Source organism: Sanguibacter hominis ATCC BAA-789 (genome assembly GCF_012396185.1).
Lineage (GTDB): Bacteria > Actinomycetota > Actinomycetes > Actinomycetales > Cellulomonadaceae > Flavimobilis > Flavimobilis hominis.
This window is the reverse complement of record NZ_JAAXOW010000003.1, coordinates 293,576-307,070: the sequence shown is the minus strand read 5'-3', so window position 1 is coordinate 307,070 and position 13,495 is coordinate 293,576. Positions and strand designations below refer to the sequence as shown.

The 13,495-nt window shown below is 70.5% G+C and carries 10 protein-coding genes; 5 read left to right on the top strand and 5 right to left on the bottom strand.

Translation table 11 applies throughout. The features are described 5' to 3' along the window. Positions 1–124: 124 nt before the first annotated feature. Positions 125–799, bottom strand: a complete 675-nt coding sequence (locus HF995_RS11030) for a response regulator (protein WP_168447842.1) — start codon at positions 797–799, stop codon at positions 125–127. Continuing rightward, a complete protein-coding gene (locus HF995_RS11025) occupies positions 796–1,941 on the bottom strand; it encodes a sensor histidine kinase (RefSeq protein ID WP_350308857.1) in 1,146 nt (381 codons plus the stop codon). Before HF995_RS11025 ends, HF995_RS11030 begins: the two co-directional genes overlap by 4 nt. Before the next feature lie 206 nt (positions 1,942–2,147). Between HF995_RS11025 and HF995_RS11020 the strand changes: the two genes are divergently transcribed. The 3 genes from HF995_RS11020 to adhE all read left to right on the top strand — a co-directional run bounded on the left by HF995_RS11020 (position 2,148) and on the right by adhE (position 6,947). Further along, a complete protein-coding gene (locus HF995_RS11020; RefSeq protein ID WP_168447841.1) occupies positions 2,148–3,539 on the top strand; it encodes a TrkH family potassium uptake protein in 1,392 nt (463 codons plus the stop codon). Between the two features lie 87 nt (positions 3,540–3,626). Continuing rightward, entirely contained in the window at positions 3,627–4,025 is a 399-nt protein-coding gene (locus tag HF995_RS11015) for a hypothetical protein (protein ID WP_168447840.1), read from the top strand. A 168-nt stretch (positions 4,026–4,193) separates the two neighbouring features. Continuing rightward, entirely contained in the window at positions 4,194–6,947 is a 2,754-nt protein-coding gene (gene adhE / locus HF995_RS11010; protein WP_168447839.1) for a bifunctional acetaldehyde-CoA/alcohol dehydrogenase, read from the top strand. A 124-nt stretch (positions 6,948–7,071) separates the two neighbouring features. Here the strand turns inward: adhE and HF995_RS11005 are convergent, their stop codons facing one another. From HF995_RS11005 to HF995_RS10995, 3 genes are all read right to left on the bottom strand, one after another. Beyond that, positions 7,072–8,685, bottom strand: a complete 1,614-nt coding sequence (locus HF995_RS11005) for a D-alanyl-D-alanine carboxypeptidase family protein (RefSeq protein ID WP_168447838.1) — start codon at positions 8,683–8,685, stop codon at positions 7,072–7,074. Between the two features lie 219 nt (positions 8,686–8,904). After that, the gene (locus tag HF995_RS11000) at positions 8,905–9,969 is read right to left on the bottom strand and encodes a hemolysin family protein (RefSeq protein ID WP_168447837.1); all 1,065 of its coding nucleotides are present in this window, start codon (positions 9,967–9,969) and stop codon (positions 8,905–8,907) included. Beyond that, entirely contained in the window at positions 9,966–11,321 is a 1,356-nt protein-coding gene (locus HF995_RS10995; RefSeq protein WP_350308856.1) for a hemolysin family protein, read from the bottom strand. Before HF995_RS10995 ends, HF995_RS11000 begins: the two co-directional genes overlap by 4 nt. A gap of 140 nt (positions 11,322–11,461) precedes the next feature. On the opposite strand from HF995_RS10995, the gene HF995_RS10990 reads away from it, so the two are divergent. Together HF995_RS10990 and HF995_RS10985 are read left to right on the top strand one after the other, a co-directional pair. Further along, entirely contained in the window at positions 11,462–12,217 is a 756-nt protein-coding gene (locus tag HF995_RS10990; RefSeq protein ID WP_168447836.1) for a response regulator transcription factor, read from the top strand. Positions 12,218–12,221: 4 nt separating this feature from the next. Beyond that, positions 12,222–13,454: a HAMP domain-containing sensor histidine kinase gene (locus HF995_RS10985; protein ID WP_168447835.1), complete on the top strand. Its 1,233-nt coding sequence runs from the start codon at positions 12,222–12,224 to the stop codon at positions 13,452–13,454. Positions 13,455–13,495 lie beyond the last annotated feature (41 nt).

The window sequence follows — 13,495 nt, the reverse complement described above, 5'->3', positions numbered from 1 at the left end:
CTATATTGACAGGTGTCGAGGCATTCCCGAACCAACTCCGGATGAACAGAGAGTGGACGCCAAGGGGCGCCAGGACAGCAGCACCGAGCCCCCGCTCCAAAGGCACGCCGCGCGCCAGGGCCCGCTACGGCTCGAACCGATACCCCACTCCGGGCTCGGTCCGCAGGTGGCGGGGCGAGGCCGGGTCCGTCTCGAGCTTGCGGCGCAGCTGGGCGACGTAGACGCGGAGGTAGGTGACCTCGTCGACGTACTGCGGCCCCCACACCTCGCTGAGCAGGTCACGCTGGGTCACCACGCGCCCGGCCGAGCACAGGAGCACTTCCAGCAGGCTCCACTCTGTCGGGGTGAGATGGACACGGTCGCCGTCGCGCTCGACGCGTCGGGCGGTGCGGTCGATCCGCAGGTGCCCTGACTCGAAGACCGGCAGGCGATCACCGCCAGAGGCACGACGCAGCGTCGCACGCAGCCTCGCCAAGAGCTCGTCCATCCCGAAGGGCTTGGTCACGTAGTCGTCCGCGCCCGAGTCAAGGGCCGCGACCTTGTCACGCTGGGCGTCGCGTGCCGACAGGACGATCACCGGCAGGTCCGACCACGCGCGAAGCTGCCTCACCACGGCGAGCCCGTCGACGTCGGGCAGGCCGAGATCGACGATCGCGACCGCAGGCTGGAAGGTGGTGGCGAGCACGAGCGCCCGCTCACCCTGAGCCGCCGCCCGCACGTCGAAGCCGTGCGCGGTCAGAGCCAGGTCGAGGGTCCGGACCAGGGACTGGTCATCCTCGACGAGGAGCAGCCTGGTCATGTCCCCGCCACCGGCAGTCGCAGCGTCATCGTCAGGCCTCCGCCGGGCGTCGTCGACGGGCTCAGCTCGCCCGACATCGCCTCGGCAAACCCGCGCGCGATCGCCAGGCCCAGACCGACGTGCGATCGACTGTCCCGGTCGTCCAGACGCTGGAACGGCACGAACACCTCGTCCCAGCGATCAGGGGGTATCCCCGGCCCGTGGTCGACGACGCTCAGGTCGATCGTCGCCACCTTCCCGGCAGCGTGGCCCTCCGTCGCGCGGGCACGCTCCCGCGCGCACACCTCGACGCGCGCGTCGGGAGGGCTGAAGCGAAGCGCGTTGTCCACCAGGTTCTCGACGACCCGCTCGAGAAGACCGTGGTCCACGAGCACGAGCGGAAGGCCGTCGTCGAGCGACACCTCGACGCGACTCCGGTCCTCCGTCCGCAGCGCCCCGAGGACGACCTCGTCCAGCGCGACCGGAGCGAGCGCGACCGTGACCGCGTCCGAGCGCAGCCTGGTCATGTCGAGGAGGTTCGCCACCAGTCGAGACAGCCGGTCGGTCGAGTCCTCGATCGTCTCCAACAGCTGCGCCCGTGCTGCGCCCGACCACGCGACGTCCGTCTGTCGAAGGCTGCTGACGGCGAGCTTGACGCTCGCCAGCGGCGTTCGCAGGTCGTGACCGACAGAGGCCAGGAGCGCGGCACGGACCTTGTCCTGCGCGGCGAGGTCGCGCGTGCGAGCCAGGTGCACGTCAAGGTCGCGCTGGTAGTGGAGACGATCGCGGGCCGCGACCTCGACCGTCGTGGCGACGACGAGAGCGACGGCAGCGAACACCACGAGCTCGATCACCATGTCCCGCCCTTCGACGGCGAGCGTGTAGAACGGCGGGGCGAAGAACCAGTTCGCGAGGCCGAACGACAGCGTCGCTGCGACGAGACCCGGGATCAGGCCGCCCACGGCCGAGATGACGACGACGCCGAGGAGGTAGAGGAGCAGGACGCTGCCCAGCGCCAGGTCGTCCCGGGCGAGCAGCAGCAACGCGCTGCCCCCCGGCGGGACGAGCAGCGAGAGGATCAGGCCAACGACCTGCCGATGGGTCGCGACCCCTCCGCGAGCACGACGCTGAGCGTGCTGCCACGAGATCTTCCACCGAACCACTTTGACACGGTCCCACAGCGCGGCCCGCCCACGCACACCGATCGCCGCCGGTGACGACCCGCGGCCTCCTTACGAAATCTTGATGTCGGACGAGCCCCGCTCGTCACCTTCTTCCGGCACGCAGAACCTAGGCTCGTACGGCACTGGCGAATGCTGGTGCCGCGGACGCCCCCGATCCGCGCCCCCGACCGAGGCACAGCACGTCGATGAGCATCTGGACACCACGCCCGCCGGTACGCCGTCATCCCCGGCAGGCCCGGGACTGGCGACGTACGTGGAGCCACAACCCTGGTCGCACCGTCGTCGTAGGCTTCGCGTCCGGGATCGCCATCGGCACTGGGCTCCTGATGCTCCCGGTGGCCACCCCGGGTCCTGGTGGCGCAACGGCGCTCGAGGCGCTGTTCACCGCCACGTCGGCTCTCTGCGTGACCGGGCTCGCGGTCGTGGACACCGCGACAGACTGGTCCGCCTTCGGGCAGGCGACGATCCTCGCCCTCATCCAGGTGGGCGGGTTCGGGATCATGACTCTCGCATCGCTCCTCGGGCTCCTCATCTCCCGGCAGCTCGGCCTGAGCTCACGGATCGTCGCCGCTGCGGAGACCAAGAGCGTCGGCCTAGGCGACGTCCGGACGGTTCTTCTCGGGGTGGCCCGGATCAGCCTCACCGTCGAAGCGCTCACTGCGGTCGTGCTCGCCGTCCGATTTGCCATCGCCTACGACAAATCCCTGGGCTCGAGCGTGTGGTTGGGCGTCTTCCACTCCGTCTCCGCCTTCAACAACGCTGGCTTCGCGCTGTTCAGCGACAACCTCGCTGGGTTCGTCACCGACCCGTGGATCTGCCTGCCGATCGCCGTTGCAGTCATCCTGGGCGGCATCGGGTTCCCCGTGATCATGGAGGTGATGCGGCAGCATCGCCGCCCCCGTAGGTGGAGCGTCCACACGAGGCTCACCCTGCTCATGACCGCCATCCTGCTCGGCGGTGGGACCGTGTTCGTCACCGCCGCAGAATGGACCAACCCGGGCACGCTCGGCACGCTCGATGCACCAGGTCGCGTGCTTGCGGGCTTCTTCCAGGCCGTCATGCCACGGACTGCTGGCTTCAACAGCGTCGACATCTCCGCGATGAACACCGGGACGCTCCTGGGCAGCGACGTCCTGATGTTCATCGGAGGAGGTAGCGCCGGGACCGCAGGCGGGATCAAGGTCGGCACCTTCGCCGTGCTGCTGCTCGCGATCACAGCGGAGCTGCGAGGCGACCCCGACGTCGACCTGTTCGACCGGCGCCTCTCCCCCGCGGTCATCCGCCAGGCGCTCGCCGTGGCTCTCCTCAGCGTCGCCGTCGTCGTCGTGTCCACGATGGTGATCGCCATGACCAGCACCTACACGCTCGACCAGGTCCTCTACGAGGTCGTCTCCGCATTCGCGACCGTCGGGCTGTCCACGGGCATCACGGCACAGCTGGCAGCAGGGCACCAGCTCCTCCTCGTCGTCCTGATGTTCGCGGGCCGCCTCGGCCCCGTCACGCTCGCCTCGGCGCTGGTGCTGCGTGAGCGTCAGCGACTCGTCCGTCGGCCCGAGGGGCGCCCGCTCATCGGCTGACCGCCGCGGCCCGACGCCGGGGGCGCCGTCGTCGCTGGCGACGCGGTAGCGTCTCGCTGCATGGGGGCGACGGGCATACAGGTCTACATGGGGATCTCCTCCGTGATCTCGGCCGTCATCATCGGCGCGACCGTGCTCCTGCACCGGGCTGCCGCGCCGGAGCGACGCCCGGTCGTCGTGCGGACCGGCGTCGTGTACCTCCTCGTCCTGATCGCCACAGGGGGTCTGGTCGCCGGGGGGAACCTGGCCGGGGAACCGTGCGGGCCATCGGCGCTCGACGTCGTCCAGGACTGGAGCCCGAGCGCGTTCGAGCCCACGGCGCAGCCCATGGCGAAGCGCTGCATCGAGGTGTCACGCGCCCAGCTCGTCGTGGCGGCGTCCGCTCAGAACGCGGCGTCCCTCGTCGTCGCCTCGATCATGGCTCAGGCTGTCCGCCGTGAGCGTGTTCGACGTCGCGTCGCAGGGACCAGCGGCGAGCAGCGCTAGACCCGTCTGGGACGTTTGCCTCTACACCGCCTTTGACCTGCGGAAATACAGGACAAAAGGTGGGACCTTTGGCATGGGACCGGGCCCGAGATGCGCCGTAGCCTTGTGCACAAGATCACAAGCGCACCACAACAAGGCACGCGAACCCGACATCGAAGGGGACCTCAGATGAGTACCACCCAGGCCACGCCCGCCGCCGAGCAGTCGTCGGTCGCCGCGAAGATCGACGCACTCGTCGCCCGCGGCCAGGAGGCGCTGACCGCCTTCCTCAAGCTCGACCAGGAGCAGGTCGACCACATCGTCAAGAAGGCCTCGGTCGCCGCCCTCTCCGAGCACGGCGAGCTCGCCGTCAAGGCCGTCGCCGAGACCGGCCGCGGTGTGTTCGAGGACAAGGCCGTGAAGAACATCTTCGCGTGCGAGCACGTCACCAACTCGATGCTCAGCCTGCGTACCGTCGGCGTCATCAACCGCGACGAGATCACGGGCATCACCGAGATCGCCGAGCCCGTCGGTGTCATCTGCGGCGTCACGCCGGTCACCAACCCGACGTCGACCGCGATCTTCAAGGCGCTCATCGCCCTGAAGACCCGCAACCCGATCGTCTTCGGCTTCCACCCGAGCGCGCAGCAGTGCTCCGTCGCCGCCGCCAAGGTCGTGCGCGACGCAGCCATCGCCGCCGGCGCCCCGGAGAACTGCATCCAGTGGGTCGAGGAGCCGTCCCTCGAGGCCACCAACCTCCTCATGAACCACTCCGGCATCGCGCTCATCCTCGCGACCGGTGGTAACGCGATGGTCCGCGCCGCCTACTCGTGCGGCAAGCCGGCCCTCGGCGTCGGCGCGGGCAACGTCCCCGCCTTCATCGAGCGCTCCGCCAAGCTCAAGCGCGCCGTCAACGACGTCGTCCTCTCCAAGGCGTTCGACAACGGCATGATCTGCGCCTCCGAGCAGGCCGTCATCCTCGACGCCCCCATCTACGACGAGGCCATGGCCGAGTTCGCGACCCTCCACGCCTACCGCGCGACCCCCGCCGAGAAGGCCATGCTCGAGGAGTTCATCTTCGGCGTGACCGCCGGTGGCGAGAACTGCGCCGGCGCGAAGCTCAACCCGACCGTCGTCGGCAAGACCCCGCAGTGGATCGCCGAGAACGCCGGCTTCTCCGTCCCCGAGGACACGTCGATCATCCTCGCCGAGGTGTCCGAGGTCGGCGTGAACGAGCCCCTCACCCGCGAGAAGCTCTGCCCCGTCCTCGCCGTGCTGCGCGCCGACGGCGCCGAGGAGGGCATCCGCCTCTCCGAGCAGATGGTCGAGTTCGACGGTCTGGGCCACTCGGGCTCGATCCACTCCGAGAACAAGGAGATCATCGACGAGTTCGGGTCGCGCATCAAGGCGGTCCGCATCATCACCAACGCCCCGTCCTCGCTCGGCGGCATCGGTGACATCTACAACGCGTTCATCCCGTCCCTGACGCTCGGCTGCGGCTCGTACGGCCACAACTCGGTCTCGAACAACGTGTCCGCGATCAACCTCGTCAACATCAAGCGCATCGGGCGGAGGAACAACAACTTGCAGTGGTTCAAGGTTCCCGCGAAGACGTACTTCGAGCCGAACGCCATCCGCTACCTCACGGACATGCGCGGCATCGAGCGCGTCACGATCGTCACCGACACGACGATGACCCGTCTCGGCTTCGTCGACAAGATCCTCGACGTGCTCAACCGTCGCGGCCAGCGCATCGCGCTGCAGATCATCGACGACGTCAAGCCCGAGCCGACCGTCGACTCCGTCCAGCACGGCGCCGAGCTCATGCGCCAGTTCGCCCCCGACACGATCATCGCGCTCGGTGGTGGTTCGCCCATGGACGCCGCCAAGGTCATGTGGCTGCTCTACGAGCACCCGGAGATCAACTTCGCCGACATGAAGGAGAAGTTCTTCGACGTCCGCAAGCGCGCGTTCAAGTTCCCCGAGCTCGGCGACAAGGCGAAGCTCGTCTGCATCCCGACCACCTCGGGCACCGGCTCGGAGATGACGCCGTTCGCGGTCATCACCGACCAGGAGTCCGGCAAGAAGTACCCGCTCGCCGACTACGCGCTCACGCCGACCGTCGCGATCGTCGACCCGGCCCTGACCGCGATGATGCCCGGCTTCCTCGCTGCCGACTCGGGCTTCGACGCTCTGACGCACGCGACCGAGGCGTTCGTCTCCGTCTACGCGAACGACTACACCGACGGTCTGTGCCTCCACGCGATCAAGCTGATCTTCGAGAACATCGAGGCGTCGGTCGTCGGCGGCCCGGGTGCCACCGACGAGCGCACCGTCAAGGCGCGCGAGAAGATGCACAACGCCGCGACGATCGCCGGCATGGCGTTCGGCAACGCGTTCCTCGGCATCGTGCACGCGATGGCTCACGTCACCGGGTCGACGTTCCACCTGATCCACGGACGCACCAACGCGACGTACCTGCCGCATGTGATCCGCTACAACGGCACTGTCCCGACCAAGCTCACGAGCTGGCCGAAGTACGAGCACTACGTCGCCCCGGAGCGCTTCCAGGAGATCGCCAAGCACCTTGGTCTCCCCGCGAGCACCCCCGCGGAGGGCGTCGAGTCCTACGCACGCGCCGTCGAGGAGCTCCGCGACAAGGTCGGCATCCCGCGCTCGTTCCAGGCTCAGGGTGTCGCCGAGGAGGACTTCATCGGCAGCCTCGACAAGCTCGCCATGGGTGCCTACGAGGACCAGTGCGCGCCGGCCAACCCGCGCATGCCGATGCTCGAGGACATGAAGACCCTCATGGAGGCCGCGTACTACGGCACCTCGTTCGAGGAGGTCCGCGCCGGACGTCGCTCCGTGACCGCTGCTGCGGTCGAGAGCGGCTCTGACGAGACCCCGAAGGGCAAGGCGCCCCGCAAGGCCGCCAAGAAGTAGCTCGCGCACCAGAAGGCGCCCCGTCACCGACGGGGCGCCTTCTGCGTACCCGGGACGCGCCGTGCCCCACGACGACGAGAGGCCCCGCCCATCGGGCGGGGCCTCTCGTGAGGTGTGGGGGTGCTCAGTACTCGACGAGCGGGAAGTACTCCCAGTGCCAGGGCTCGTACTTGCCGGAAGATCCGGCCCGGGCCCATGCCGGGTTGTCCCAGCCGTACGTCGGGCCGTTGGCCTTCAACCAGTTCCAGCGCTGGGTCGACGAGTACGCCGGCTTGCACATGTCGACCGCGAGGCCGAGGCCGTGCTGCGAGGTGCCCGGGCGGGCCGACAAGCCCGGCTTGGTCCGAGCGACCGAGTACTGGCCCGCGAGGCTGCGGTACGAGTCGGTCAGGCAGATGTCCGTGCCGAACTTCGCGCGGTAGGCCTCGTTGAGCGCGTCGAACGCGACGGCTGCGTACGGCTGAAGACGGTGTCCGGACTGCGTCAGGTCGCACAGCTCGTCGTTGCGCAGGTGACCGTTCTCGCTGCGGACCGTCGTGGTCAGGTCGCAACCCGCCAGGGTGTCACGGGCGGAGGCGCGTGAGGCGACAGCTGCGTCGCGCCCGGCGAGCGTGCCGCCCTCGGCGACGATGACCGCCTCGGTCGCGGCGGCGGAGCTCGAGCTCGAGGTGATGACGTCGAGCGTGCTGCGCCCCTCGGCGACGAGCGGGACGGACGTCGCCGAAGCGCCCTGCTGCGAGGCGTTCGCGAGGGGCACGGCGATCGTCGTGATCCCCAGTGCCGCGAGGATGCCTGCGCGAGCGACCCAGCCGCCCTTGTGCGCGCGTCCAGCGGGCCGGTGGAACGACGACCCTGCGGAGCGCGGCTTCTTGCCCGCGGCAGCGCGACGTGCCTCGACGGTCGCCCGCCGGCTCATCGGCGCACAGGCGGCGGCGCTGGGGGTGACCACCGGATCGCCCGGCGTCTCGGCAGGCGCGGCGAGCGGACCGGCCGGGACATCGGACGTGGTCGCTGCTGCGGGGGTGGCTGCTGCGAGGACCGGGGCCGCGAGGGCACCGCTCGCCGGGGCCGCTGCTACCGGGTCCGCGAGGACGGGCTGCGCCAAGGTCGCGGCGACCTGCGGCCGGGCGAGCGGGGCGGCGGCTGGCGCGGTCGGCCGGGACTGCGTGACGGGAGCAGCGGGGCGCAGGGCGACCGGCTGCTCGTCGGGCTCGAGCGACGGGACGACGATGGGCTGCGGAACGACGGGACGTGCCGCTGCCGCAACACCGGGACGCGAGGCCGCGCTGCTACGCGGCGTGGACTGGTGGGCCGCAGGCGCGAGGTCGCGGGTCCGGCTCTCGCGCGCACGGCGGAGCTCGGCGATCTCGCTGAACGCCGCGAGCCGAGCAAGGCTCTCGGGGTCCGCGACGACGGACGGCGACGAGGCGTGCGGCGCGGCCGCGCGCTGTGCGGGGCGCCCAAGCGCAGCGTGGGGGGCCGGTCCGGTCATCCGGGAACCGCTGGTCGTGCGCAGCGGCGACACGGTCGACTCGCGGCGCGCGTCGAGCGCCGGCGGGAACGTGCCGTCGGGCCGTGACGGAGCGGCGTGGGGGGCGGGTGTGCGGACAGCTCCAGGGACGGAGCTGTCGGGAACCGACATCGTGACGGGCGAGGACTCGAGGGCTGCAAGTGCCGCTTCGCGGCGTGCGCGGCGCGTCTGGAGGGTCGGCGCCGTGGCCTGGTCCTGCGACTCCATCACACCTCCTCGCGTCCTCGCACTGCCTGACTCAGGTCCCGTCGGCGCAAGCCGAGCGGGCACAGAAACGTCCTGTCTCTTGTGTGTCGGCAGGACGGGATCGTCCGTTCACCTCATGGACGATAACGGAACCATAACGTCACCCGGGGTCCGGATCCAAGACCTGGCCAGGAAGTACGACGTATGTCTCATTTGTCACCAGGTGTCACAGGTCGCGGCTCAGATCCCGCGCCGCTGCATCGCGTCGCGCACCTCGCCCACGAGCTCCTCGAGGATGTCCTCGAGGAAGACGACGCCCTGCTGCTCCCCGCCCTCCTCGACGATCGCGAGGTGCGCGCCCGACCTCTGCATCGCGGCGAGCACCGCCTCGATCTCGTCGTGCGGCCCGACGCCCGCGAGCGCACGCACGCGCCAGCCCGGCACGGGCGTCGCCCGCTCGGGGCCGTGCGCATAGAGCACGTCCTTGAGGTGCAGGTAGCCCACGACTCTCGGCCGCGCCTCGCCGTCCGCCCCGACGCCGGGGGACGCGACGGGGAACCGGGAGAAGCCTGTCCGCGCGACGAGGCCCTCCACGTCGTCGGGCGTCGCGTCCGGCGCAGTCGTCACCAGGTCCTCGAGGGGGACCATCACCTCGCCGGCCAGGCGCTCCGAGAACTCGATCGCTCCGGAGAGCAGGCCCTGCTCGTCGACGAGCACGCCCTCCTTCTGGGAGCGCAGCACGATCGACTGGACCTCGGCGGCGGTGAACGCGGACGCGACCTCGTCCTTCGGGTCGACGCCGGACAGCCGCACCGCCTGGTTGGCGATCCAGTTGAGGACGACGATCACCGGCTTCAGGACGCGCCCGACCCACACGAGCGGTGGGCCGAACCACATGACAGCCTTGTCGGGCCCGGAGACCGCCATGTTCTTGGGGACCATCTCGCCGAGCACGACGTGCAGGTAGACGACGATCGACAGGGCGACGACGAGCGCGATCGGGTGCTGCCACCCGTCGGGGACACCTGCGGCGCGCAAGGGCACCTCGATCAGGTGCGCGACCGCAGGCTCGGCGACGACTCCGAGCCCGATCGAGCACACCGTGACGCCGAGCTGGGCTGCCGCGAGCATGAGGGAGACGTGCTCCATCGCCCACAGGACCGTGCGCGCGCGGCGGTCGCCGGCCTCGGCGAGAGGCTCGATCGAGCTGCGCCGCGCGGAGAGGACGGCGAACTCCGCTCCGACGAAGAATGCGTTGGCGAGCAGCAGCACGAGCCCGACGACGAGTGCCGTCCCGGTGCTCATCGGTTCACCTCCGGGTCCTCGTCACCGTCAGGCCGGTCGCCGGCCTGCTCCAGCCGAAGCCGGTCGACGCGCCTGCCTTGCATCGCGACGACGGTGAGCACGACGTCGTCGACGTGGACCGTGTCCCCCACCTCGGGCACGCGCCCCAGGCGTGCCATCACGAGGCCTCCCAGCGTCTCGTAGGCGGGCGAGTCGGGGACCGCGAGCCCGGTGGCCTCGGTCAGCTCGTCGGGCCTCAGGAGGCCCGGCAGCGTCCACGAGCCGTCGGTCTGGCGCGCGGCGCCCACGCGGCGGGTGTCGTGCTCGTCGGCGACCTCGCCGACGAGCTCTTCGACGACGTCCTCGAGCGTGACGACGCCGGACGTGCCGCCGTACTCGTCGAGCACGACAGCCATCTGCAGCCCGAGGCCGCGCAGCGTCACGAGGAGAGGTCCCAGGCGGACGGTCTCGGGGACCGTCGGCGCCTCGACCATGAGTGCGACCACGGGGACGTCGCCACGCCGCTCGCGCGGCACGCCCACGGCCCGGCGCAGGTGCACGAACCCGATGATGTCGTCGCGCGAGTCCCCGATCACGGGGAACCGCGAATGACCGGTCCGGCGGGCGAGCGCGACGACGTCTGCCGCCGTGTCGTCGCGGTCGACGACCGCGAGCCGCGTGCGGTCCGTCATGACGTCGACGGCCGAGAGGTCCTCGAGCTCGAGCGAGTTCGTCAGCAGCCGCGCGGTCGACGCCTCGAGCGTCCCCTGCTCGGCCGAGCGCCGCACGAGCGCCGCGAGCTCGGGTGCCGACCTGGCCCCCGACAGCTCTTCGCGCGGCTCGATGCCCATGCGGCGCAGGAGCGCGTTCGCGGAACCGTTGAGCACGGTGATCACAGGCCGCAGCGCCATGGTGAAGACGCGCTGCAGCGGTACCGCCAGGCGAGCGGTCTCGAGGGGCCGGCTCAGCGCGAAGTTCTTGGGGATGAGCTCGCCGAAGAGCATCGAGAAGACGTTGACGACGACGAGCGTCAGGGTGACCGCGAGCGCGGACCCGGCCGCCGCGGCCCACGCACGGTTCTCGAGGAGGCCCTCGAAGATCCGCGTGAGCGCAGGCTGCGCCGTGTACCCGAGGAGGATCGTCGTGACGGTGATGCCGACCTGCGCGCTCGAGAGCTCGGTCGACAGCTCGTGCAGCGCACGCACCACCGAGCGGGTGCGGCGGTCGAGGACCTTCGTCGGCCCGCCGTCGCCGGAGCCCCCCTCGATGACGCCCGGGTCGAGAGTGACGAGCGCGAACTCGCTCGCCACGAAGACTGCGGTGCCCGCCGTGAGGGCGACACCGAGGAGGATCATCAGCCAGTCGGCTAGCACGTCTCGGCCACCGCCGTCGGGGTTCGTCGAGGTCTCATCGTCTCGGATCGTATCGTCGTCGCGCTCTCCCCACCTTCTCTCCACAGCACAGGTCGCCGATGTCAGGTGCCCGGGGAGGTGGCGTGTGCCACGCTTGACGCATGGCACACACGTCACCAGCAACGACAGGCGGCGCCGCGCCGCGAGCCACCACGGTGCTCGTCGTCGAGGACGAGTCGACGATCGCGACCGCGATCGCGCAGCGTCTGACGGCGGAGGGGTGGAAGGTCGAGGTCGCTCGCGACGGCCTGACCGCCGTGAGCGCCGCCGAGCGGCTGCGCCCGGACGCCGTCGTGCTCGACGTCATGCTCCCGGGCATCGACGGGCTCGAGGTGTGCCGCCGGCTCCAGGCGGAGAACCCGGTCCCTGTCCTCATGCTCACGGCGCGCGACGACGAGACCGACATGCTCGTGGGTCTGGGCGTCGGCGCCGACGACTACATGACGAAGCCGTTCTCGATGCGTGAGCTCGTCGCGCGGCTCAAGGCGCTCCTGCGGCGCGTCGACCGTGCCGCGCAGGCGGCGGCGACGCCGTCGAGCGAGCCGCCGATCGTCGCGGGCGACGTCGTGATCGACCGCGCCCAGCGGCGCGTCATGCGCGCCGGCGAGGAGGTGCACCTCACTCCGACCGAGTTCGAGCTCCTCGTCATGCTCGCGAGCACCCCGCGCACGGTGCTCACCCGCGAGCGGCTGCTCGCCGAGGTGTGGGACTGGGCTGACGCGAGCGGCACGCGCACGGTGGACTCCCACATCAAGGCGGTGCGACGCAAGCTCGGTCCGGAGCTGATCCGCACCGTCCACGGCGTCGGGTACGCCTTCGAGCCCCCGACCCCGCCCGACGAGGCTGCAGGCGCCTGAGCACGTGGACCAGCCCCGGCACGGGTCGATCCCGCGTCCGCACCTACCCGACGTGCGCCCGCTCGACCGGTTCCGGTCGCTCAAGATCAAGCTGGGCGTCCTCGTCGTCGCGACGAACTTCCTGTCCGTCCTCGTGACGTGGACCGGTCTGCAGATCGGGTTCGGGCCGACCCGAACGTTCCCGTTCGCGATCGTCCTGTCGATCGCGATGACGTGGTTGCTCGCCAAGGGCATGACCTCTCCCCTGCGCGAGATGCGCAGCGCGGCTCGTGCGATGGCCGACGGCGACTACACGCGCCGCGTGAGGGCGACGAGCCGCGACGAGGTGGGGCAGCTCGCGGCGACGTTCAACTCGATGGCGGAGGACCTCGCGACGGGCGACCTCCAGCGTCGCGAGCTGATCGCGAACGTGTCCCACGAGCTGCGCACGCCCGTCGCTGCGCTCCAGGCACAGCTCGAGAACCTGGTGGACGGCGTGACTCCCGCGACGCCTGCGGCGCTCGGTTCGGCGTTGCACCAGACGGAGCGTCTGACGCGTCTCGTGACGTACCTGCTGGACCTCTCGCGGATCGAGGCCGGTGCGACGGACCTGCGCCCGACGCCCGTCAACCTGCAGGACTTCCTGGACGACGCGGTCGACGAGGTCGAGATGCTCGAGGCTGGCAAGCAGCTCGAGTTCGTCGTGGACGTGCACCCTGAGAACCTCACGGTCGCGCTCGACCGTGACCGGTTCCAGCAGGTCGTGCTGAACCTTCTGCACAACGCGATCCGGCACTCTCCGTACGGGTCGACGATCCGGCTGCGCGCGCGGCGCCGCGGGGACAAGGTCCTCGTCGAGGTCGCGGACGAGGGGCCGGGTATCGCCCCGGAGGACCGGGAGCGGATCTTCGCGCGCTTCGTGCACGGCACGTCTCCGGTGCAGGTCGGGCCGGGGACGGCTGGCGGTGGCACGGGGATCGGGCTGGCGATCGTGCGGTGGGCGGTGGCGCTGCACGGCGGGCACGTCGAGGTGGTGGACTCCGAGCGTGGCGCGACGTTCCGGGTGACGCTCCCGGCGCCGCAGCCTGGCGTGCGTGGGCTCGGCCGCCCGGCGACGGGCCCCACCCCGGCGGTCCCCGCACCTGAGGGGACGCCGCGCGTGGACACCGCGGAGGTGCGCGAGGAAGACGAGGTCGATCCCGACGTGCGGGGTACGGCGCCGACGGCGGTCACGCCTCCCACCGCGGGCGGTGCATAAGTTCTAGTTGATCTAGAACTATGGGGGGAAGTAGGGTGAGG